Genomic DNA, 20,578 nt, shown 5'->3' with positions numbered 1-20,578 from the left:
GAACCCTATCAGATTTCGGGTGCGGGGGAAGGCGGCGGTAACCTTTGCTTAACCCGCGGCGGCCTAGCGATGACGGCATGGCGTATGACCCTGGAGCACTGGAAGCCGCGTTATCTGCGGCACTTGGCGACGATCCGGCGCTGATCCTGGAAATGCAGACCGCATTTCTCGACAGCGCCACCGCGCATGTCGCCGCGCTCGAACGTGCGCAGCTTGCGACGGAGTGGACGCAGGCGGCGTGGCGGCTGCGCGGGCTGGCGGCCAGTTTCGGCGCGATCGAACTGATGCATGCGGCGGATTGGGCCGGGGAAGCGCCGCCGCGGGACGGCGCGGCGTTGGCGGCGGTGCGCGCGGCGGTCGCCTGATCCCCGATTCGCGGCCGGCGGTGCCGCCGGCGGCAGTCCGCCGTGGGTTGGCAAGGCCGGGTGGATCCGCCTATCGGAGGCCGGGGGGGAAGGAACCCCGGACCGGAAGGAACGACGGCTTGGCGCTGGCAGCGCTCATCATCGCGATCGAGACGGCACTGGATGGCGACGACGGGCTGCGCGCGACGTTGCCGTTGCTGGGGCGGACCGTGGTCGAGCATCAGGCGCGGCAGGCGGTGGGCGCCGGCGCAACGCATCTGGTGCTGCTGGTCGAACGGATGCCCGCGGCGTTGACCGCCGCGCTGGACCGGTTGCGCCGCGACGGTGTGGCGATCGAGGTGGCGCGGACGATCGGCGATGCGGCCGACCGCTTTCATCCCGACGAGCGGCTGTTGGTGATGGCCGATGGCTGCGTCGCGGATCAGGCGATGCTGGATGCGCTTGCCACCCTGGTGCCGCCCGCGCTGATGACCCTGCCGGATCTGGCGGACACCAGCGATTATGAACGAATCGATGCGCAGTGTCGCTGGGCCGGACTTGGCCTGCTGGACGGGGCGGCTGTGCGATCGACCGCGGCAATGCTGGGTGACTGGGATGCGCAATCGACGCTGTTGCGCCGCGCGGTGCAGGCCGGCGCGCAGCGGGTGGACTGTGCCGCCACGGTCGATGGGCGCCCGCGCATCGCCTATCGGACGCAGGCGCTGGAGGGGCTGGACCGGCATCTGCTGCGCGCATCACGGGTGCCGGCCCGGCGCTGGCCCCGACGCTGGCTGTTCGCGCTGGTGGATGGGCCTGTCGCCGGCTGGCTGGCGCGGCAGGCGGTGGATCCCGTGCCGGTCGCCGCGGCGGGCGCGGGACTGGCGGCGGCGTCGGCGGCGCTGGCGGCGGCAGGTTGGGGCGCGGCGGGGTTCTGCCTGGCGCTGGCGTCCGGGCCGGTGGCGGCAATCGCGGCGCGGCTGGCGCGGCTGAGGCTGACGGACATCCGGCACGGCCGGGCGATCGCGCGGGCGCGGATCGTGATGCTGGCGTTGGGCTTGCTGGCGCTGGGCTGGCCGTTTGGTGGTGCCTCGCTGCTAGCGGCGGCGCTGACCGTGGCGGCAATCGGGGCGACCACGTCCGCGCTTTACGGACTGGGCGGCCTTTCGGACGATCGCGGGCCGGCGTGGATTGCGGACGCCGATGCAATCGCCTGGGGCATGGCACCGATCGCCCTGATCGCCGGGTGGCCCTGGGCGATCGCGGGCGCGGCCCTCTATGCAGCCGCGTCCTTCGGACGCATGCAGGCGCATTTCGTGCGGGCGGCACGCGCCGTAGGTGATCCGGGCGCGGTTTAAGCCGAATTAAGGTGGGCGCGGTAAGGCAGGGTCATGGACTCTGTCGATTCTCTTGCCGCGCCCGCGGGTGGGCCGCCGTCGGGCGGCGTGCTGGCGGATGCCGCGCGCGCCGCGCGCACCGGACGGATCCGCCTGGAAATCCTGGCGCGCGACCTGTTCCGCACCGACGACGTCCGCATCGACGAGGCCCGGCGGACACGGATGCGCGCGATGCTGGACGGGCTGGTCCGCGCGACCGAGGGAAGGTTGCGGCGCGATCTGGTCAAGCGGCTGGAGGCGGCAGCGCCGGCATCGGTACTGATGGCGCTGGGCAACATGACGTTGCCGATCGCGCGACCGGTGCTGGAATCCGCCGGTACGCTGGCCGATGCCGATCTGGTCGCGGCGCTGGCCCGACGGGTCGATGAGCATCGGCTGGTGGTGCAGGCGCGGGTGGCGGCGATGCAGGACCCGACGCTGGTCGCGCGCGGGCTGTTCGCCGGATTGCTGGTGCAGGCCAATACCGAGGTGGCGAACGCCGCGCGGCAGATCGCCGAACTGACGGCGGCACGGTTCGGCCCGTTCGAGGAACCCGCCCTGGGGCTGACCGACCTGGCGGAGGCGGTGCAGGTGCGGCTGGTGTGGCGGGTGGCCGCAGCAGTGCGCCACTGGATCGACCTGCATGACCGGATCGCCGGGGCGGTGGCGGACCGCGCGGTGGCGGCGGCGGGCGCGGCGATGCTGGCGGACACGGCCGCACGGCCGGGGCTGGACCGCGCGGCGATGGCATTGGCGCGGGGCATGTTGCGCGCCGGGATTGCGGATGACGAGGCGACCGTCGCGCTGGCGGCGGAGGGACAGGTCGCCGTCGCGGTCGCCAGCCTGGCGCTGCGCGTCGGGATCGGGATGGCGGCGGCGTGGGACATGGTGCTGGACCCCGACGGCGCGCGGCTGGTGCTGTTGCTGCGCGCGGCGGGGCTGGAGCGGTCGGCGGCGGCGGCGCTGCTGCTGCGCTGGCCCGATGCCGCGGCACCCGTCGACCGGATCGGGGACCGGATGGCGGGATATGACATGATTTCGCACGCCGATGCGCATGCGGCGATCGATCTGCACCGGCTGGACCCGGCCTATGCCGCGGCGCTGGATGCTCTGGCGAGCGGGATGACACGGCAATGACGGACACCGGGAGCACGCAGGCGCCGATCCACGGCCTGGTCGATGCGGACGGGCGGCTGGTGACGGCCGACGCCGCGCTGGCGGACCTGAACGCGCGGGCGGGTGGCGCGGTCGGCGGATTGCTGGCGATCCCGCAACTGGCCGGGCTGGTGCGGCTGGTCCGCCGGCTGGGTATCGTGGTGTCGCGCGGCGTCTACACGGCGGATGGCGACCGGGACCTGGACCTGTGGGTGCGCGCGTCGCCACAGGGTGATGCGGTGGCGCTGGCGATCGTCGGCTGGACCGAGACGGTGTCGCGAATGCCGTTCAAGGCACCCTATGGCGACCCGGCCGGCGATTTCCGGCGGAGCGCGGTCGATTGGCGGTGGGAAACCGACCGCCACCTCCGCCTGACGCGGCTGGACCCCCCGCATGCTGCGATGGTGGGGCAGCCGCTGACCCGCCTGTTCGCATTGCAGCCGGGCACGGCGGGAACCCTGCCGTTGATCGAGGCGATGGGCGAACGCGCGGCATTCGACCATCAGGACGCCTGGCTGGAGGCCGACCCGGGGCGTCCCGTACGGCTGGCGGCGCGGGCACGGGTTGATGCCGATGGCGGGTTCGACGGGTTTGCGGGCACGGCGAGCCTGGTCGACCCGGTTCGGGTGAACGCGGTTGCGGCGCCGGCGGACCCGGCCTTCGGCGAACGGCTGGGCGCTGCGCTGCGCGGGCCGATCGACCGGATCATCGCCAATGCCGACCGGATGCGGACCGGCGGCGCGGATCTGCGGCCGGACTATGTGGATTATGCCGGCGACATTGCGAGTGCGGGGCGGCATCTGTTGTCGCTGGTCGACGACCTGATCGATCTGCAGGCGATCGAGCGCGGCGATTTCCGGGCGCGGGACGAGGCGATCGACGTGGCGGACGTCGCGCGGCGCGCGTCTGGCTTGCTGGCGGTGCGCGCGGGACGGACGGGGGTGCGGATCGATGCGCCGGATGCGGAGACGGTGCTGGCCGCGCGGGGTGAATTCGGTCGCGCGCTGCAGATCCTGGTCAATCTGATCAGCAATGCGGTGCGCTATTCCCCCGAGGGTGGAACAGTGTGGATCCGCGGGGAGCGGGATAGCCGCGATGTGCGGATCGTGGTGGCGGATCAGGGCAAGGGCATTGCGCCCGAGGATCAGGAGCGGGTGTTCGAGAAGTTCGAGCGGGTCGATCCGAACGAGCCGGGCGGGACCGGGCTCGGCCTCTATATCTCCCGCCGGCTGGCGCGGGCGATGGGCGGCGATATCCTGCTCGACTCCCGGCCGGGCGACGGAGCGCGGTTCATGCTGGTGTTGCCGGCGGAGTAGCGGGTGAGGGTCCGGTCGGCCTCACCCTCCCACCGCCGCCCACCGCCGGGTGGCGGTGGGCCCCTCCCTCTCCCGCAGGGAGAGGGGTCAGGAAGATGGCTGGATCAGCGGTCGGTGACGGGGATATAGTCGCGCTGGGTGGCGCCGGTGTAGAGCTGGCGCGGGCGGCCGATCTTCTGTTCGGGATCGGCGATCATCTCGTTCCACTGCGCGACCCAGCCGGTGGTGCGGGCGAGCGCGAACAGCACCGTGAACATCGTGGTCGGGAACCCGATCGCCGACAGGATCACGCCCGAATAGAAATCGACATTCGGATAGAGCTTCTTGTCGATGAAATAGGGATCCTCCAGCGCGACGCGTTCCAGTTCGCGGGCGGTATCGAGCACCGGATCGTTGCGGCCGAGTTTCTCCAGCACCTCCGATGCGGCCTTGGACAGCACCTTCGCGCGGGGATCGAAATTCTTGTAGACGCGGTGGCCGAAGCCCATCAGGCGGAACGGGTCGTCTTTGTTCTTGGCGCGGGCGATATATTCCGGGATGCGATCGGGCGTCCCGATTTCGCGGAGCATGTTGAGCGCGGCCTCGTTCGCGCCGCCATGGGCCGGGCCCCAGAGGCAGGCGATGCCCGCCGCGATGCAGGCGAACGGGTTCGCGCCCGACGATCCGGCAAGCCGAACGGTCGAGGTCGACGCATTCTGTTCATGATCGGCGTGGAGAATGAAGATCTTGTCCATCGCCGCCTCGACGATCGGATCGACCTCATATTCCTCCGCCGGGACCGAGAAGGTCATGCGCAGGAAATTGGCGGTGTAGCTGAGATCGTTGCGCGGATAGACGAAGGGCTGCCCCACCGAATATTTATAGGCCATCGCCGCGATCGTCGGCATCTTCGCGATCAAGCGATGGCTGGCGACCATCCGCTGGTGCGGATCGGTGATTTCGGTGCTGTCATGATAGAAAGCGCTGAGCGCGCCCACGACACCGCACAGGATCGCCATCGGATGGGCATCGCGGCGGAACCCGCGGAAGAAGGTGGCGAGCTGTTCATGCACCATCGTGTGGCGCGTGATCGTGGTCTTGAACTCTTCCAGCGTGGTGCCGTCGGGCAGTTCGCCGTTCAGCAGCAGATAGGCGACTTCCATGAAGCTGGACTGTTCCGCCAGCTGGTCGATCGGATAGCCGCGGTGGAGCAGGATACCGGCGTCGCCGTCGATATAGGTGATCTTCGATTCGCAGCTGGCTGTCGAGGTGAAGCCGGGATCGTAGGTGAAGGCGCCGGTCTGTCCGTAGAGCTTGCGGATGTCGACGACGTCGGGACCGGTGGAGCCGGACAGGACGGGATAGTCGAAGCCCTTGGCATCGATTTCGAATTTCGCGGTGTCAGCCATGTAGCTATCTCCTCCTGTTCTTCACTGTGCCGTGGCGGTCGCGATGCGATCACCGATACGGTCCAAACTCTCTTTCCTGCCCAATAGCGCCAGGACGTCGAAAATACCGGGCGAGGTGGTACGGCCGGTCAGCGCCGCGCGAAGCGGCTGTGCGACCTTGCCGAGACCCAGACCGGCACGTTCGGCGACAGCCCGAAGCGCGGCCTCTACACCCGCCACGTCCCAGGTTCCGACGGCCGCCAGCTCGTCCGCGATCGATGCGAGCAGAGCCGGCGCCTCACCTTGGAGCAGCGCGTTCGCCTTGTCATCCATTTCCAGTGGGCGGGTGCGAAACAAAAACAGGGCGCCATCGGCAAGATCGTTCAAATCCCGCGCTCTCGGCTTCAGTTCGGGCATGCCGCGACGCAGCAGATCACGGTCCGGTTCCGACAGATCGCGCCCGATCAGCCCGGCGATCCGCGGCGCGACGAGATCGACCAGGCGGGCGTCGTCCGCCTCGCGGATATAATGGCCATTCAGATTTTCGAGCTTCTTCGCATCGGTGCGCGATGGCGATCGGCCGACATCGGCCAGATCGAACAGCCGCGTCGCGGCGTCGCGATCGATGATGTCGGTATCGCCATGGCCCCAACCGAGCCGGAGCAGATAATTCCCCAGTGCTTCCGGCAGGATGCCGAGTTCATCGCGATAGGCCTCCACCCCCAGCGCGCCGTGGCGCTTGGACAGTTTGGCCCCGTCCGGTCCGTGAATCAGCGGGATATGGGCGTAGATCGGTTCGGGCCAGCCCATCGCGCGGATGATGCCGAGCTGGCGGAAGGCGTTGTTCAGATGATCGTCGCCGCGCACGACATGGGTGACGCCCATGTCATGATCGTCGACGACGACCGCCAGCATATAGGTCGGGGTTCCGTCCGACCGCAGCAGGATCATGTCGTCCAGCTCGGCATTCTGGACCGTCACGTCGCCCTGAACCCGATCATGGATGGTGGTGGCGCCGGTCTGTTCCGCGCGCAGGCGGATGACGAACGGTGCACCGGGCGGCGCTTCGGCCGGATCGCGATCGCGCCAGCGGCCGTCATAGCGCAGCGGCTGCTTGTTCGCCTTCTGCTCGGCGCGCATCGCCTCCAGCTCCGCCGCCGTGGCGTAGCAGCGATAGGCATGTCCGGTGGCGAGCAGTGCGTTCGCAACCTCCGCATGGCGGTCGGCACGCTGGAACTGGAACACGGCATCGCCGTCCCAGTCGAGGCCCAGCCAGCGCAGCCCTTCCAGGATGGCATCGATCGCCGGCTGCGTCGAACGCGCGCGATCGGTATCCTCGATCCGCAACAGGAACCGCCCGCCGGCGCGGCGCGCGAGCAACCAGTTGAACAGCGCGGTCCGCGCGCCCCCGATATGCAGGAAGCCGGTGGGCGACGGCGCGAAACGGGTCACCACCGCCGGGCGCGAAACAGGATCGACACTTGCGCTCATGCGCGCTTTCTCCAAGATCGGCGCATGGCCAGTCAGTTCGGCCCCGCCCCTAGCATGCGGGCGTGGCGGCTCAAAGAGGGGGTGGGGGACGCGGCCGGTCGGCTGGCCGCGCGCGGGACCGCGCCCATCGAACGGTGGCTGGAGGCGGAACGCGACCAGCTGGTGCTGTGGCTGCCGATCGGGCTGGGGCTGGGGATTGCGGCATGGTTCCTGCTGCCCGACCGGGCGGCGTGGACGGTGTTCCTGCTGCTGGCGGCGGGGAGCGCGATGGCGGGCGTGGCAATTCCGGGCGGTGGCCGGACCGCGCGGTCCGCCGCCCTGTTCTGCGCGATGGCCGCGATCGGGTGCGGGCTGGTGTGGCTGCGCGCCGAGCGGGTCGCGGCCCCGCGGCTGACCCGGACGATGGTGACGACGTTCGTGGCAGATGTGGCGACGGTCGACGCGCTGCCAGCGCGCGCGATGGTGCGGGTGGTGCTGCGCCCCGATCCGGCCGCGGGATTGCCGCCGCGGGTGCGGGTGAACATTGCGGATGCCGATGTGCCGGCCGGGCTGGCGCCGGGCGCACGGCTGGCGTTGCGGGCGCGGTTGCTGCCGCCCGCGGCGGCGGCGGTGCCCGGCGGCTACGACTATGCCCGCGTCGCATGGTTTCAGGGCATCGGCGCCACGGGAAAGGCGTTGCCGGGGATTCGCGTGATCGCGCCCGGCCGCCGGCAGGATCGGGGCATGGCGGCGTTGCGGGCGCGGATGTCGGCGCATATCCAGGCGCGGCTGCCGGGCGCGGCGGGCGGGTTCGCGACCGCGCTGGCGACGGGCGACCAGGGTGCATTGCCGTTGACCGATGCGGAGGCGATGCGGCGAAGCGGGCTGGCGCACCTGCTGTCGGTCAGCGGGCTGCATGTGACGGCGGCGGTGGCGGCGGCGATGCTGATCGTGCTGCGGTTGCTGGCGCTGAGCCCCTGGGCGGCGTTGCGGCTGCCGCTCCCCCTGATCGCGGCCGCGGCCGGCGCGGCGACCGGCGTGGGGTACACGTTGCTCACCGGCGCGGAGGTGCCGACGATCCGGTCCTGCGTCGCGGCGATGCTGGTGCTGATCGGTGTCGCGATCGGGCGCGAGGCGGTGACGTTGCGGCTGGTCGCGACGGGTGCGCTGTTCGTGCTGGCGTTGTGGCCGGAGGCGCTGGTCGGACCCAGTTTCCAGCTGAGTTTCGCCGCGGTGACGGCGATCGTCGCTTTTGCCGAGTGGCCCGCGGCGAAGTGGCTGTTTGCCGCACGCGATGAAGGCGTGCTGCGGCGCTGGACCCGACACGGCGTCATTCTGCTGGCGACCGGGTTGATGGTGGAGGCGGCGCTGATGCCGATCGCGCTCTACCATTTCCACAAGGCCGGGCTGTACGGCGCGGCGGCCAACATCGTCGCAATCCCGCTGACGACATTCGTCATCATGCCGCTGAGCGCGATCGCGCTGCTGTTCGACCTGGCCGGATGGGGCGCGCCATTCTGGTGGGCGGCGGGATCGGCGACCGATGCGCTGCTCTGGCTGTCGCGGACGGTGGCCGCGGCGCCGGGATCGGTGCAGGTTCTGCCCGCCATGCCCGACGGGGCGTTCGCGCTGATGATCGCAGGCGGGCTATGGACCGCGCTGTGGCGGACCCGGCTGCGGCGCCTTGGGCTGGTGCCGCTGGTGCTGGGCGCCGGCTGGGCGATGGCGACGCCGGCGCCGGATGTGCTGGTGACCGGCGATGGGCGGCATCTGGCCGTGCGGGGCGTGGACGGGTCGCTGGCTTTGCTCCGTCCGCGCGCCGGGGCGTATGTGCGGGCGATGCTGGGCGAGAATGCCGGGATCGCCGCAGAAGCGGGAGACCTCGATTCGGCCCCGGGTGCCGCGTGCGGACCGGACCTGTGCGTGGCGGCGATCGTGCGCGGTGGCCGCAGCTGGCGATTGCTGGCGACACGCAGCGCCTATCTGGTCGAGATCGGGGCGATGAACCGGGCCTGCGCCGCGGCGGACATCGTGGTCAGCGAACGGCGGCTACCGAAGACCTGCCGCCCGCGATGGTTGAAAGCGGACCGGACGCTGCTGGCGCGGACGGGCGGTCTGGCGATTCGGCTGGACTCCGCAGCGGTGCGGACGGTGCGGCGGGCCGGCGATGCACATCCGTGGATGCCACTGAAATAATAACATAATATGCCGTTAAGCCTCTGGTTACGACGTTGGTATAGTCATCAGGGAGAAAAGTTTGGCAGATCGCCGCCCAAGAGGAGCATGGGACATGTTGAAGTGGTTTCGGGAAACCGCGCTGATCCGAACGAAGATGCGGTTGCTCAATGTCACTTACACCGGCTTCGCATTGGGTTCGGCAGCCTGTGTCGCCCTGGTCGATCCGGCGTCGAAGTCGACCTTGACGACCATCGCCTTCGCGATTGCGGGATTGGTCGCCGTCATCGGGATCGTCACCGCCCGGGCGATCACCGAACCCTATGTCGCTACGGTGGTCCGCATGGAGGCGCTGGCGCAGGGCGATCTTTCCAGCCCGATCCATTTTGGACAGCATCAGGATTGCGTCGGCCGCATGACCCGCGCGATGCAGGTGTTCCGCACGACCGCCGCCGCACAGCAGAAAAGCGAAACGGTGCAGGGCGAACTGGTCACGATGATGGGGCAATCGCTGCACCGCATGGCGCAAGGCGATCTTTCGGTGCGGCTGGATACGCCCTTTTCGGAAGAGAATGAACCATTGCGCCATGATTTCAACGCAGCCGTGGCGGCGATGGCAGAGACGCTGGGCGCCGTGACGTCAGCCGCCAGCGCGATCAACACCGGCGCGAACGAAATCAGCCAGGCGTCCGACGACCTGTCGCGTCGGACGGAGCAACAGGCGGCGAGCCTCCAGCAGACTGCCGCCGCGATGGACGAGATTACTGTGACCGTGCGGGAAACGGCGGCGGGCGCGGTGCGCGCCAATGAAGTGGTGGCCGCCACCCGGAACGACGCCGAGGACGGCGGGCGGATCGTGCGCGAGGCGGTGGATGCGATGGGCGGGATCGAGCGCGCATCGAGCGAGATTTCGGAGATCATCTCCGTCATCGACGGCATCGCATTCCAGACCAACCTGCTGGCGCTGAACGCCGGCGTCGAGGCGGCGCGGGCCGGCGATGCCGGGCGCGGGTTCGCGGTGGTCGCATCCGAGGTTCGTGCCCTGGCGCAGCGTTCGGCCGATGCGGCCAAGGACGTGAAGACCAAGATCACGGCGTCGACGGGTCAGGTCGATATCGGTGTCGCGCTGGTCGGTGAAACCGGACGTGCGCTGGAGCGCATCGTCGGGCGGATCGCGGAGGTCAGCACGCTGGTGTCGTCGATCGCATCGTCCGCCGAACAGCAGGCACAAGGCCTGCAGCAGGTGAACACGGCGGTTGGCGAGATGGATTCGGTGACGCAGCAGAATGCCGCGATGGTGGAGGAGAGCACCGCCGCCGCCCGCAACCTGGCGACCGAGTCCGACGATCTGGCGCGGCATGTCGCCCGCTTCACGCTTGCCACCGGCCAGGCGACCCGCCGTGCGCCCAACGTGCACCAGATGCCGGCTGTGATCGAGAAGCCCGCACCGGCCCGTCGCGCCGCGACGCCGGCCCGGATGCAGGGTGCGCTGGCGCTGAAGATCGAGACCAGCCCCGACGACTGGTCGAGTTTCTGACGCGCGCGCGCCGGATCGATCAGTAGCGGCGCAGCAGGCCGGCGAGCTTGCCCTGAACCCGCACCTCGTCCGGGGTGTAGCGTTGCGGATCATAGGCACGATTGGCGGGATCAAGCCGGACCATCCCGCCTTCATGCCGCCAATATTTCAGCGTCGCTTCCTGTTCATGGACCAGTGCGACGACGATGTCGCCTTCGCGTGCCTGTTCCTGGCGACGGACCAGCGCATAGTCGCCGTCGAGAATGCCGGCCTCGACCATCGAATCCCCCGCGACTTCCAGCGCATAATGTTCGCCGGGACCGAGCAGGGCTGCGGGAACCGCCAACATGCTCTGACCCTCGATCGCTTCGATCGGGAGACCGGCGGCGATGCGGCCGTGCAGCGGGATTTCCAGGATGTCGTTCGCGGCCGCCAGGATCGGAACCGGCGCGCGGGCCGGAACGGGCGGGGCCACCGGCGTGGCGGCGGCCGGGCTGGTCTTCATCCCCTCCGGCAGGCGCATCACCTCCAGCGCGCTGACCAGCCGGTGGACACCGGATTTCGATTTCAGATCGAGCGCGTCCTTCATCTCCTCGAACGACGGGGAGACGCCGGTTTCGGCCAGACGATCGCTGATGAAACTGAGCAACTCATGCTGTTTGCGCGTGAGCATCGCGTAACCCCTTCAAGGAACGAACGGGGAACGTGTAGGAAACATCCGTTTCGCTGTCAAGCGATGCGGATCGCCGTGACGATGCTGCCGGCGGGGGCGGGCGGGCTGTGCGATTCGCGCAGGATCAACAGGTCGGCTTCGGGCAGGCGGCGGAGCGCCGCGCTGTCCTGACCGGTCAGCGGACAGGCATGGCCGTCCCGATCGGCGGCGCGCAGATATTCGCGACGCGGACCGGTAGCGGGAAGCGCGGTGGCGAGCAGGCGCGGCTCCGGCGTGGGCAGGAGATGGCCGGCATCGACCAGATGCGCCGCGAGCGGGAGCAGGAACAACAGCGCCGTGACATAGGCGGACACCGGGTTGCCGGGCAGTCCGAGCGCAACCATCGCGCCGAGCCGGCCGGCCATCAGCGGCTTGCCGGGTTTGAGCGCGATCTTCCAGAAGTCGATTTCCGCACCCGCGGCCAGAAGCGCCGGGCGGACGAGGTCATGATCCCCGACCGACGCGCCGCCGGTCGTGACGAGGATGTCCGCCCAGTCGGCCGCGTCGCGCACCGCAGCGGTCAGGAGCGCGAGATCGTCGCGGACGATTCCGCGATCCTGGACATCGACCGGCAGCCTGGCGAGCAGCGCCGCCAACATCGGCGCGTTGGACGAGGGCAGCTGCACTCCCGTCACCGGTGCACCCGGAGGCACGAGTTCGTTGCCCGTCGACAGGATGGCGATGCGCGGACGGCGGCGGACCGGCAGCACGGCATGGCCGCCGGCGGCGGCCAGCGCGACCGCGGCGGCGGTGACCGGCGTTCCCTGCGCCAGCAGGATGTCGCCCGCCCGGAAATCGGACCCCGCCCGGCGGATATGCGCGCCGGGACCGGACGGGCCATCGCCCGCGAGCGTCAGGACGGCGCCGTCCCGCGCCGCTTCCTCCTGGATCAGGATGCAATCGGCACCGTCCGGAACGGCGGCGCCGGTGAAGATGCGCGCGGCTTGCCCCGCCGCGATCGCGAACGACGCGCCACCGGCCGCGGCTTCGCCGATCACCGTGAGCGGCTGGCGAAGCTCGGCAAAGCGCAGGGCATAGCCGTCCATCGCCGACAGATCCGCCGCCGGTTGCGTGCGGAGTGCATGAACCGGCGATGCCAGCGTGCGGCCGAGGGCGGTGACCAACGGCGCCTGTTCGACCGGAAGGGCGGAGCCAAGCGCGAGCAGGCGCGCGAGGGCGTCCGGGACGGGGAGAAGCGTCACGAGCGGACCAGACGGGGCCGGCATGTGCCGGATGGGCGTCCTTCACCGGGTTGAGCGGCGCGGACCGGTCCGTCGGGCCCCGGCGCCGTGCGCGCGCCGGTCATGCGGCGCGCCAGTCGCCGGAGCGGCCGCCGGATTTGGCAAGCAGGCGGACGTCGCCGATGATCATGCCGCGATCGAGCGCCTTGGCCATGTCGTAGATGGTGAGCAGCGCGACCGACACCGCGGTCATCGCCTCCATTTCCACACCGGTGCCATGGGTGGTGGCGACGGTGGCGGTGACGGTGATGCCGTCCTGCTCGATCTGCAGATCGACGGTGACGCCGCCGATCGGGAGCGGGTGGCAGAGCGGGATGAGATCGGCCGTGCGCTTGGCCGCCATGATCCCGGCGATCCGTGCGACGGCGATCACGTCGCCCTTCGCCACGGCGCCATCGCGGATCGCGGCAAGCACGGCGGGGGCGATCCGGATCCGGCCGCCGGCGGTGGCTTCGCGGCGGGTGTCGGGCTTGGCAGTGACATCGACCATGCGCGCCGCGCCCTGGTCATCGAGATGGGTGAGCCGGGTCATCCCGCCAGTAACGCACGGGTGGCGGATTCGACGTCGGCATGGCGCATCAGGCTTTCGCCCACCAGAAAACAGCGCACGCCGTGACGGCCGAGCCGGGCAAGATCGGTGGGACCGGTGATACCGCTTTCGGCGACCAGGGTGGTGCCGGGCGGCGCGTGGGCGGCAAGTTCCTCGGTACGGGCAAGATCGACCGAGAAGTCGCGCAGATCGCGATTGTTGATGCCGATCAGCCGGCTTTTCAGCGCCAACGCCCGATCGAGTTCCGGTCGGTCGTGCACTTCGACCAGCACGTCCATGCCATGATCGATCGCGGCGGATTCGATTTCCGCCATCTGCGCATCGTCCAGCGCGGCGGCGATGATGAGGATGGCGTCGGCGCCAAGCGCGCGCGCCTCCGCCACCTGCCACGGATCGACCATGAAATCCTTGCGCAGCGCCGGGATGGCGACGGCGGAACGGGCGGCGACCAGAAAGGCATCATCCCCCTGGAAATAGGGCCGGTCGGTCAGCACCGACAGACAGGCGGCGCCACCGGCGGCATAGGCGCGCGCATGGGCGGGCGGATCGAAATCGTCGCGGATCAGACCCTTGGACGGAGACGCCTTCTTGATCTCCGCGATCAGGCCATAGCCGCCGGCCGCGACTTTCGCATCGAGTGCGGCGCGGAAGCCGCGGGGCGGCGTGGCAGCGGCGATGCGGGCCGCGATCTCGGCCATCGGCAGCGCAGCCTTCATCGCCGCGACATGGGTGCGGGTGGTGGCGCAGATCTGGGCCAGGCGATCGGTCATCAGGCAGCGATCCAGCGGGAGAGAAGGGTGGCGGCGCGGCCGGCATCGATCGCCTCCGCCGCCCGGGCGACGCCGTCGATCCAGCCATCGGCGCGTTCCGCCACGATCAGCGCGCCGGCGGCGTTGAGCAGGACCGCGTCGCGATAGGCGCCGGCCGCGCCCCCGAGCAGCGCGGTCAGCGCGGCGGCGTTATAGGCCGGGTCGCCGCCGCGCAGGTCGTCCAGTCCGTGGGTCGGCAGGCCGGCGTCGGCGGGGGTCAGCCGTTCGGTCCGATCGCCGCAGGCCCCGATCCGGATCGCGGTACTGGGCGCGCAGACCGACAGTTCATCGAGCGGTTCGTCGCCCGCGACCATCATCGCGCTGTCGACGCCGATCCGGCGCAGCGCAGCGGCATAGGTCGGCAGATAATCGGGGCGGGCGACCCCGATCAGCTGACGCCGGACGCGGGCGGGATTGGCGATCGGGCCGATCAGGTTGAAGATGGTACGGCGACCGATCGCGCGGCGGACCGGAGCCAGCCGGCCGAGCGCCGGATGATGTTTCTGCGCGAACAGGAAAGCGATGCCGAGATCGGCCAGCGTGTCTTCCGCCGTGGCGGACGCGCGGTCGAGATTCAGGCCGAGCGCCTCCAGCGTATCGGCTGCCCCCGCGCTGGACGAGGCGGCGCGGTTGCCATGCTTCGCAACCGGCACGCCGCAGGCCGCGACGACGATCGCGACCGCGGTCGACACGTTGAGGCTGTGGCTGCCGTCGCCGCCGGTGCCGCACACGTCGATCGCGCCCGGCGGCGCCGCGACCGGAATCATGCGTTCGCGCAAAGCCTGTGCGGCGGCGGCGATTTCGATCGCGCTTTCCTCGCGCTCGGTCAGGCCGGTCAGGAACGTCGCCGCCTCCGCATCCGGTACGCGCCCGTCGAGGAGATCGCCGAACGCCGCGAGCGCCGTGGCGTGATCGAGCGGGCTGTCCGTCGCGGGCAGCAGCGTGGCGACGGTCATGCCAGCGCGCGGACCGGGAGGCCCGCAAGCGTCAGGAAATTGGCAAGCATGGCATGGCCATGTTCGGTCGCGATGCTTTCGGGATGGAATTGCACGCTGTGGATCGGCAGCGTGGGATGCGCGAACCCCATGACCGTGCCATCCGCGGTGCGCGCATTGACGCGCAGCGTGTCGGGCACATCCTCCACCACCAGCGAATGATAGCGGGTGGCGGTGAAGGGCGAGGGCAGGCCGCCGAACAGGCCGGTGCCGTCATGATCGATCGGCGAGGTCTTGCCGTGCATCAATTCCCGCGCGCGCACGACGCGGCCACCGAAATGCTGGCCGATCGCCTGGTGACCCAGGCAGACGCCCAGCAGCGGCTTGCCCGCATCGGCGGCGGCCGCGACCAGATCGAGCGACACGCCGGCTTCGTTCGGCGTGCAGGGACCGGGGGAGATCAGGAAGGCATCGGCACCCGAGCCGATCGCCTGGCCCGCGCCGATCGCGTCGTTGCGCACGACCTCCACCTCCGCGCCCAGTTCCTGGAGATAGTGGACGAGATTCCAGGTGAAGCTGTCGTAATTGTCGATGACGAGGATCATGGCGCGGTGCCTATCAAGCTATCGCGCGCGCGTCGAGAAAGTCCGCGACCGCGGCATAGATCGCGTCGAGATCGGCATCGTCGATGCAGTAGGGCGGCATGATGTAGACGCTGTCGCCGAGCGGGCGCAGCAGGATGTCGCGCGCGCCAGCATGCGCCATCAGCGCGGGGCCGATCGCGGACAGATAGCCGTCCGGCCGGCCACCCCGGTCGATCAGTTCGAAGGCGGCGATCGTGCCCAGCCGGCGCGGGTTCGCGATGGCCGGATGCGCGGCGATCCGGTCCAGCCGTGCCTGTTGCCGCCGGCCGAGATCGGTGACCCGGGCCAGCACCGGTTCGTCGTGCCAGATGTCGAGATTGGCGACCGCGGCGGCGCAGGCGATCGGATTGGCGGTGTAGCTGGACGAATGGAAGAACATGGTCGCGCGGTCGGTGGACCAATGCGCGTCGAACAGCGCATCGGTGGCGAGCGTGACCGCCAGCGGGATCGCGCCGCCGGTCAACCCTTTCGACAGGCAGAGGATGTCCGGAACGACATCGGCCTGTTCACAGGCGAGCAAGGTGCCGGTGCGGCCCCAGCCGGTCATCACCTCGTCCGCGATGAACAGCGTGCCGTGGCGGGCACAGATCGCGCGCATTTCGGCCAGGATCGCGGGCGGATAGACCTTCATGCCGCCCGCGCCCAGGATCAGCGGTTCGACGATGAACGCCGCCGCCGGATCGCCGCCGCCGCACAGCGCGTCGAGCGTGTCGAGCGTCACCTGTTCCCGCCCCGGTTCGGGAAACGGCACCAGCCCGACGTCGAACAGCAGCGGGGCATAAGCGCGGTTGAACACGCCGCGCGCGCCGACCGACATCGTGCCGATCGTGTCGCCATGATAGCTGTGTTCCAGCATCAGGATCCGGTGGCGCGGCATGCCGATGTTGGTCCAGTAGCCAAGCGCCATCTTCAACGCCACTTCGACCGCGGTCGACCCGCTGTCGGAATAGAAGACGCGGGTGAGCGCCGGCGGCAGGATCGCGACCAGCCGCGCCGCCAGCACCTCTGCGGGTTCGTGGGTCCAGCCGGCAAAGATGATCTGGTCCATCCTTGCGGCCTGATCCGCGATCGCCGCCATGATGCGGGGGTGGCGGTGGCCGTGGGTCGTCACCCACCAGGACGAAATCGCATCGACCACGCGGCGGCCATCCGCGGTGTGGAGCGCGGCGCCGTCGGTGCGGACGACCATCGGGATCGGCGCGCCCAGCCCGTGCTGGGTGAAGGGATGCCAGACGGGGGAGGTCATCGCGCGAAGTCGGCGAGGGTGAAGCCCTGCTCAAACGCCCGTGCCAGCGTGGCGCGGTCGAGCGTCGGCAGTATCGGCAAGCGCCCCAGCCGCCTGACCCCGCCGATCGCGCAGATGGTGGCTTCGCTGTCGTCGTTCGCATCGCCGACGAAGGCGACCCCGATCAGCGGGACGCCGCGCGCGCGCAGCGCCTCGATCGACAACAGGCTGTGATTGATCGTACCCAGGGCGGTGCGCGCGACCAGCACCACCGGCGCCGCCCAGCGCGCGAACAGATCGACATAGAGCAGGTCGCGGGTGAGCGGGACCAGCGCGCCGCCGGCGCCCTCCACCACCAGGGGCCCGGCGATCGCCGGGAGCGCGAGCCGGTCGGGGTCGATCCGGATCCCGTCGATTTCCGCTGCGCGGTGCGGCGAGCAGGGGGTGACGAGCCGATAGGCTTCCGGCAGGATCCGGTCGGCAGGCAGGCCCGACAGTGCGGCGACGGTTTCGGCATCGCTGCCGTCGTCCAGCCCGGCCTGCACCGGTTTCCAATATTGGCCGCCCAGTGCGCCGGCGAGCGCGGCGGCGAAGACGGTCTTGCCGATGCCGGTATCGGTCCCGGTGACGATGATGATGGTCATGCCAGCGCCTGTACCATCGCGCCGGCCAACCTATCCAGCGCGGCATGATCAAGATTGTGGGTGATCGACAGGCGCAGCCGCGCGGTGCCGACCGGCACGGTCGGCGGGCGAATACCGCGCACGTCATATCCCGCCGCCTGCAACCGGTCCGCCACCTGCATCGTGTGGCGATCATCGCCCAGTATGAGCGGCAGGATCTGAGACCCGGTGATGGTCGCGCCAAGCGGTCCCAGCCGTAGCCCGGCGTGAGCGACCAGCGCGGCCAGCCGCGTGCGCCGCGCCGGCTCGGTCACCAGCAGGCGCAGCGCGGCGCGCACCGCCGCCGCCATCAGGGGCGAGGGCGCGGTGGAAAAGATGAAGGCGCGTGCGCGGTTGACCAGAAAATCCCGCACGATCCGGGGCGCGCAGACAAGCGCGCCTTCGCAGCCGAGTGCCTTGCCGCAGGTGCGCAGGACGATCACGTCGTCGCGACCGTCGAACCCGTCCGCCAATCCGCGGCCATCACGACCGAACACGCCGGTGGCATGCGCCTCGTCGATCAGCAGGAACGCGTCATGCGCGACGGCCAGGTGGGCGAGGTCGGCCAGCGGCGCACGATCGCCGTCCATGCTGTAGAGGCTTTCGACCGCGATCCAGACGCGGCCGGTGCCGCCGCCCGCGCGCCAGCCGACAATGGCATCGGCAAAGGCATCGACGTCATTATGGTCGACGGATCGCCGCTCCGCCCGGCCGATCCGCATCCCTTCATGCGCGCTGGCGTGGATCAACGCATCGTGCACGATCAGGTCGCCGGTCTGCGGCAGCGTGGCGAACAGCGCGGCGTTGGCGGCATAGCCGCTCGACAGATAGAGCGCGCTTTCCGATCCGAAGAAGGCGGCGGCCTCCGCCTCCAGAGCCTCATGTTCGGGATGATTGCCGCGCAGCAGCCGGGATCCGCCCGACCCGATCGGCACGCCACGGGCCAGCGCGTCCGCCACCGCCGCAGACAGCGCGGGCGCACTCGCCAGGCCGAGATAGTCGTTCGACGCCAGGTCGATCCCGGCGCGCGCGACCAGCCGGCGGCCGCGCCCGCGGGCGGACAGCGCCGTGAGATCGGCGTGATGGGCGGACAGGATCGACATGGCCGGCCGTGGGATCAGGCGAGGCGTTCGGGAACGGCGTCGGCATCCGCCGCGACCGTGGCGGCGGGGGCGACCGCCTCCCACGGGAAGACGAACCAGCTCTTGTCGACGGCGCGATCGATCGTGCGGTGATGATAATCGACGCGCTGCGCCGACCGGACATTGTCGAGCAACACCGCGAACCGTGCCCGGTCCGCCACGCCACCCGACGCGACCAGCCGCTGGCGCAGATGGGCGATCGTGCCCCCGCTATCATTGATGTCGTCGACGAACAGCAGTTTCTGCCCATCCGCGGTGCGCGCCGCCAGGCGATCGAGCAGGGCCTCCCCGAATTCCGCCACGCGGGCCGAGATGTCGATCGACAGCAAGGGAATGTCGACCGCGTGCGACAGGAAGGTCGCCGGCACCAACCCGCCGCGCCCGACGCCGACGAGATGGTCGGGCCGCCAGTCCCCCGCCCCGAGCTGGGCCGACAGCGCCTGGATGCCGGCCAGGAAATCGTCCTGCGACACGGTGGCGAAGATGGGCATCGGCGTTGTCCTTGCGCAGGCGCTGCTGGTCGGGTGCGGGGCATAGCGGGCGGCGCGGTGGCGGCCAAGCGATGCGTGGGCGGGCCACGCCGGGGTGCGGATCAGCCGTGCGTCGCGACATAGGCGTCAATCGCGGCCAGATGCCGGGCGATATCTGCATCGGGCAGGAACGACCCCAGAAAGCTGTTGCGGGCCAGCGTCACGAAATCGTCGCGCGTCAGCCGGCCGGTTGCCGCGACCGCACGGTAATTGTCGTTCACATAGCCCCCGAAATAGGCGGGATCGTCCGAATTGATCGTCGCGCGGAGGCCAAGCCGCAGCATGCGGTCGATCGGATGCGCATCGATATCGGGCACGACGCACAGTTTCAGGTTGGACAGCGGGCAGACGGTCAGCGTCATGCCCGTCCGGGCGAGCCGGGCGATCAGCAACGGGTCCTCCAACGCGCGATTGCCATGATCGAGCCGGTCGATGCCGAGCAGGTCGAGCGCCTGTGTGACATAGGCGGGCGGACCTTCTTCCCCGGCATGCGCGACCCGTTTCAGCCCGAGCGCGGCGGCGGCGGCGAAGACGCGGGCGAATTTTTCGGGCGGGTGGCCAAGCTCGGACGAGTCGAGTCCGACTCCTGCGATGCGGTCGAGCCACGGGCGGGCCGCGTCCAGCGTGGCGAACGCGTCGGCTTCATCCAGATGCCGGAGAAAGCACAGGATTAGCCGCGACGTGATGCCCTGGTCGCGCTCGGCCGCTGCCATGCCGGCCAGCAGCCCCTCGATCACCGTACCGATCGCGATGCCGCGGGCCGTGTGCGTCTGCGGATCGAAGAAGATTTCGGCATGGACGACATGATCGGCGGCGCAGCGGGCGAAATAGGCCTGCGCCAGGTCGCAGAAGTCCGTTTCGGTCCGCAGCACGTCGGCGCCCGCATAGTAGATGTCCAGAAAGTCCTGAAGATTGCCGAACGCATAGGCGGCACGGACCGCCGCGACATCCTCATAGGGAATCGCGACCCGATTGCGTTGCGCAAAGGCGAACATCTGCTCCGGCTCCAGGGCGCCTTCGATGTGGAGGTGGAGTTCGGCCTTGGGCAGGCCGGCGGCGAAGATAGCGAGATCGGTCATGCCGCCCAAGATAGGCGAGGGACGGCGCATGCCTAGCAGAAACGCGATTCGGCCGGATGCGTGGCGTCGAGTCGTCGCGAGTCTGTCATGATTCGGTGGCTAAGGTCTGCACGACGACAGGATCGCGAGGCCGCCCGAACCGCGGTTTCAGCGGGTTTCCGGCCTGTTTCGCAAAAAAGTGACCGAAGCCGGTTGACCCTTTCGTGGGTGTCGCCTAGATCTCTGTTTGTCAGCGGCGCTCTCCTGGAAACGGGGTTGGGGTGCTGGACGGCGCTTTTACCTTTGATCGCTTTGAGTGGTCATCCTGAACCGGAAGGTTAGGGAGGGTGGAAG

At 69.7% G+C, this 20,578-nt stretch carries 19 protein-coding genes; 6 read left to right on the top strand and 13 right to left on the bottom strand.

Translation table 11 applies throughout. The features are described from left to right. Positions 1 to 77: 77 nt before the first annotated feature. The 4 genes from VF649_RS08405 to VF649_RS08390 all read left to right on the top strand — a co-directional run bounded on the left by VF649_RS08405 (position 78) and on the right by VF649_RS08390 (position 4,188). Positions 78 to 365: an Hpt domain-containing protein gene (locus tag VF649_RS08405; RefSeq protein ID WP_331011515.1), complete on the top strand. Its 288-nt coding sequence runs from the start codon at positions 78 to 80 to the stop codon at positions 363 to 365. 119 nt (positions 366 to 484) lie between these two features. Then, the gene (locus VF649_RS08400) at positions 485 to 1,699 is read left to right on the top strand and encodes a hypothetical protein (RefSeq protein WP_331011514.1); all 1,215 of its coding nucleotides are present in this window, start codon (positions 485 to 487) and stop codon (positions 1,697 to 1,699) included. A 33-nt stretch (positions 1,700 to 1,732) separates the two neighbouring features. Beyond that, positions 1,733 to 2,854 carry a DUF2336 domain-containing protein gene (locus VF649_RS08395; RefSeq protein WP_331011513.1) on the top strand — a complete coding sequence of 374 codons (1,122 nt, stop codon included), beginning with the start codon at positions 1,733 to 1,735 and terminating at the stop codon, positions 2,852 to 2,854. Beyond that, positions 2,851 to 4,188, top strand: coding sequence for a HAMP domain-containing sensor histidine kinase (locus VF649_RS08390; protein ID WP_331011512.1), 1,338 nt, complete (start codon positions 2,851 to 2,853; stop codon positions 4,186 to 4,188). The genes VF649_RS08395 and VF649_RS08390 overlap by 4 nt, the downstream gene beginning before the upstream one ends. A 104-nt stretch (positions 4,189 to 4,292) precedes the next feature. On the opposite strand, the gene VF649_RS08385 is transcribed toward VF649_RS08390, so the two are convergent. Both VF649_RS08385 and gltX read right to left on the bottom strand, forming a co-directional pair. Then, positions 4,293 to 5,576, bottom strand: a complete 1,284-nt coding sequence (locus tag VF649_RS08385) for a citrate synthase (protein WP_331011511.1) — start codon at positions 5,574 to 5,576, stop codon at positions 4,293 to 4,295. Positions 5,577 to 5,597: 21 nt separating this feature from the next. Beyond that, positions 5,598 to 7,046: a glutamate--tRNA ligase gene (gltX, locus tag VF649_RS08380; RefSeq protein WP_331011510.1), complete on the bottom strand. Its 1,449-nt coding sequence runs from the start codon at positions 7,044 to 7,046 to the stop codon at positions 5,598 to 5,600. Positions 7,047 to 7,070: 24 nt separating this feature from the next. Between gltX and VF649_RS08375 the strand changes: the two genes are divergently transcribed. Continuing rightward, a complete protein-coding gene (locus tag VF649_RS08375) occupies positions 7,071 to 9,221 on the top strand; it encodes a ComEC/Rec2 family competence protein (protein WP_331011509.1) in 2,151 nt (716 codons plus the stop codon). Between the two features lie 94 nt (positions 9,222 to 9,315). Further along, complete coding sequence (locus VF649_RS08370; RefSeq protein WP_331011508.1) at positions 9,316 to 10,737, top strand: methyl-accepting chemotaxis protein; 1,422 nt, start codon at positions 9,316 to 9,318, stop codon at positions 10,735 to 10,737. A 19-nt stretch (positions 10,738 to 10,756) separates the two neighbouring features. Here VF649_RS08370 and lexA read toward each other — a convergent pair whose 3' ends face one another. From lexA to VF649_RS08315, 11 genes are all read right to left on the bottom strand, one after another. Then, positions 10,757 to 11,389, bottom strand: coding sequence for a transcriptional repressor LexA (gene lexA, locus VF649_RS08365; RefSeq protein ID WP_331011507.1), 633 nt, complete (start codon positions 11,387 to 11,389; stop codon positions 10,757 to 10,759). 56 nt (positions 11,390 to 11,445) lie between these two features. Continuing rightward, complete coding sequence (locus tag VF649_RS08360) at positions 11,446 to 12,630, bottom strand: molybdopterin molybdotransferase MoeA (RefSeq protein ID WP_331011506.1); 1,185 nt, start codon at positions 12,628 to 12,630, stop codon at positions 11,446 to 11,448. A 100-nt stretch (positions 12,631 to 12,730) separates the two neighbouring features. Further along, positions 12,731 to 13,201, bottom strand: coding sequence for a cyclic pyranopterin monophosphate synthase MoaC (gene moaC / locus VF649_RS08355; RefSeq protein WP_331011505.1), 471 nt, complete (start codon positions 13,199 to 13,201; stop codon positions 12,731 to 12,733). Further along, entirely contained in the window at positions 13,198 to 13,989 is a 792-nt protein-coding gene (gene trpC, locus VF649_RS08350) for an indole-3-glycerol phosphate synthase TrpC (protein WP_331011504.1), read from the bottom strand. The genes moaC and trpC overlap by 4 nt, the downstream gene beginning before the upstream one ends. Beyond that, the gene (gene trpD, locus VF649_RS08345; protein ID WP_331011503.1) at positions 13,989 to 14,984 is read right to left on the bottom strand and encodes an anthranilate phosphoribosyltransferase; all 996 of its coding nucleotides are present in this window, start codon (positions 14,982 to 14,984) and stop codon (positions 13,989 to 13,991) included. The genes trpC and trpD overlap by 1 nt, the downstream gene beginning before the upstream one ends. Next, a complete protein-coding gene (locus VF649_RS08340) occupies positions 14,981 to 15,568 on the bottom strand; it encodes an aminodeoxychorismate/anthranilate synthase component II (protein WP_331011502.1) in 588 nt (195 codons plus the stop codon). The genes trpD and VF649_RS08340 overlap by 4 nt, the downstream gene beginning before the upstream one ends. A 13-nt stretch (positions 15,569 to 15,581) precedes the next feature. Further along, positions 15,582 to 16,853, bottom strand: a complete 1,272-nt coding sequence (locus VF649_RS08335; protein ID WP_331011501.1) for an adenosylmethionine--8-amino-7-oxononanoate transaminase — start codon at positions 16,851 to 16,853, stop codon at positions 15,582 to 15,584. Next, positions 16,850 to 17,476, bottom strand: a complete 627-nt coding sequence (bioD, locus tag VF649_RS08330) for a dethiobiotin synthase (protein ID WP_331011500.1) — start codon at positions 17,474 to 17,476, stop codon at positions 16,850 to 16,852. Before bioD ends, VF649_RS08335 begins: the two co-directional genes overlap by 4 nt. Next, positions 17,473 to 18,597, bottom strand: coding sequence for an 8-amino-7-oxononanoate synthase (locus VF649_RS08325; protein ID WP_331011499.1), 1,125 nt, complete (start codon positions 18,595 to 18,597; stop codon positions 17,473 to 17,475). Before VF649_RS08325 ends, bioD begins: the two co-directional genes overlap by 4 nt. Before the next feature lie 14 nt (positions 18,598 to 18,611). After that, complete coding sequence (locus tag VF649_RS08320; RefSeq protein WP_331011498.1) at positions 18,612 to 19,127, bottom strand: phosphoribosyltransferase domain-containing protein; 516 nt, start codon at positions 19,125 to 19,127, stop codon at positions 18,612 to 18,614. Between the two features lie 101 nt (positions 19,128 to 19,228). Then, positions 19,229 to 20,245: an adenosine deaminase gene (locus VF649_RS08315; RefSeq protein ID WP_331011497.1), complete on the bottom strand. Its 1,017-nt coding sequence runs from the start codon at positions 20,243 to 20,245 to the stop codon at positions 19,229 to 19,231. Between the last annotated feature and the right edge of the window lie 333 nt (positions 20,246 to 20,578).

The sequence above is a fragment of the Sphingomonas sp. genome, from assembly GCF_036387535.1.
GTDB lineage: Bacteria > Pseudomonadota > Alphaproteobacteria > Sphingomonadales > Sphingomonadaceae > Sphingomonas_R.
This window is presented reverse-complemented; position numbering and strand designations above follow the sequence as displayed.

Bases quoted from the DNA above. Each gene is read 5' to 3' on its own strand.
- trpD (WP_331011503.1), bottom strand. From the start codon at position 14,984: ATGACCGTCGCCACGCTGCTGCCCGCGACGGACAGCCCGCTCGATCAC.
- trpC (WP_331011504.1), bottom strand. From the start codon at position 13,989: ATGACCGATCGCCTGGCCCAGATCTGCGCCACCACCCGCACCCATGTC.
- bioD (WP_331011500.1), bottom strand. From the start codon at position 17,476: ATGACCATCATCATCGTCACCGGGACCGATACCGGCATCGGCAAGACC.
- VF649_RS08390 (WP_331011512.1), top strand. From the start codon at position 2,851: ATGACGGACACCGGGAGCACGCAGGCGCCGATCCACGGCCTGGTCGAT.
- moaC (WP_331011505.1), bottom strand. From the start codon at position 13,201: ATGACCCGGCTCACCCATCTCGATGACCAGGGCGCGGCGCGCATGGTC.
- VF649_RS08320 (WP_331011498.1), bottom strand. From the start codon at position 19,127: ATGCCCATCTTCGCCACCGTGTCGCAGGACGATTTCCTGGCCGGCATC.
- VF649_RS08315 (WP_331011497.1), bottom strand. From the start codon at position 20,245: ATGACCGATCTCGCTATCTTCGCCGCCGGCCTGCCCAAGGCCGAACTC.
- VF649_RS08370 (WP_331011508.1), top strand. From the start codon at position 9,316: ATGTTGAAGTGGTTTCGGGAAACCGCGCTGATCCGAACGAAGATGCGG.
- VF649_RS08340 (WP_331011502.1), bottom strand. From the start codon at position 15,568: ATGATCCTCGTCATCGACAATTACGACAGCTTCACCTGGAATCTCGTC.
- gltX (WP_331011510.1), bottom strand. From the start codon at position 7,046: ATGAGCGCAAGTGTCGATCCTGTTTCGCGCCCGGCGGTGGTGACCCGT.
- lexA (WP_331011507.1), bottom strand. From the start codon at position 11,389: ATGCTCACGCGCAAACAGCATGAGTTGCTCAGTTTCATCAGCGATCGT.
- VF649_RS08335 (WP_331011501.1), bottom strand. From the start codon at position 16,853: ATGACCTCCCCCGTCTGGCATCCCTTCACCCAGCACGGGCTGGGCGCG.
- VF649_RS08325 (WP_331011499.1), bottom strand. From the start codon at position 18,597: ATGTCGATCCTGTCCGCCCATCACGCCGATCTCACGGCGCTGTCCGCC.
- VF649_RS08395 (WP_331011513.1), top strand. From the start codon at position 1,733: ATGGACTCTGTCGATTCTCTTGCCGCGCCCGCGGGTGGGCCGCCGTCG.
- VF649_RS08405 (WP_331011515.1), top strand. From the start codon at position 78: ATGGCGTATGACCCTGGAGCACTGGAAGCCGCGTTATCTGCGGCACTT.
- VF649_RS08385 (WP_331011511.1), bottom strand. From the start codon at position 5,576: ATGGCTGACACCGCGAAATTCGAAATCGATGCCAAGGGCTTCGACTAT.
- VF649_RS08375 (WP_331011509.1), top strand. From the start codon at position 7,071: ATGGCCAGTCAGTTCGGCCCCGCCCCTAGCATGCGGGCGTGGCGGCTC.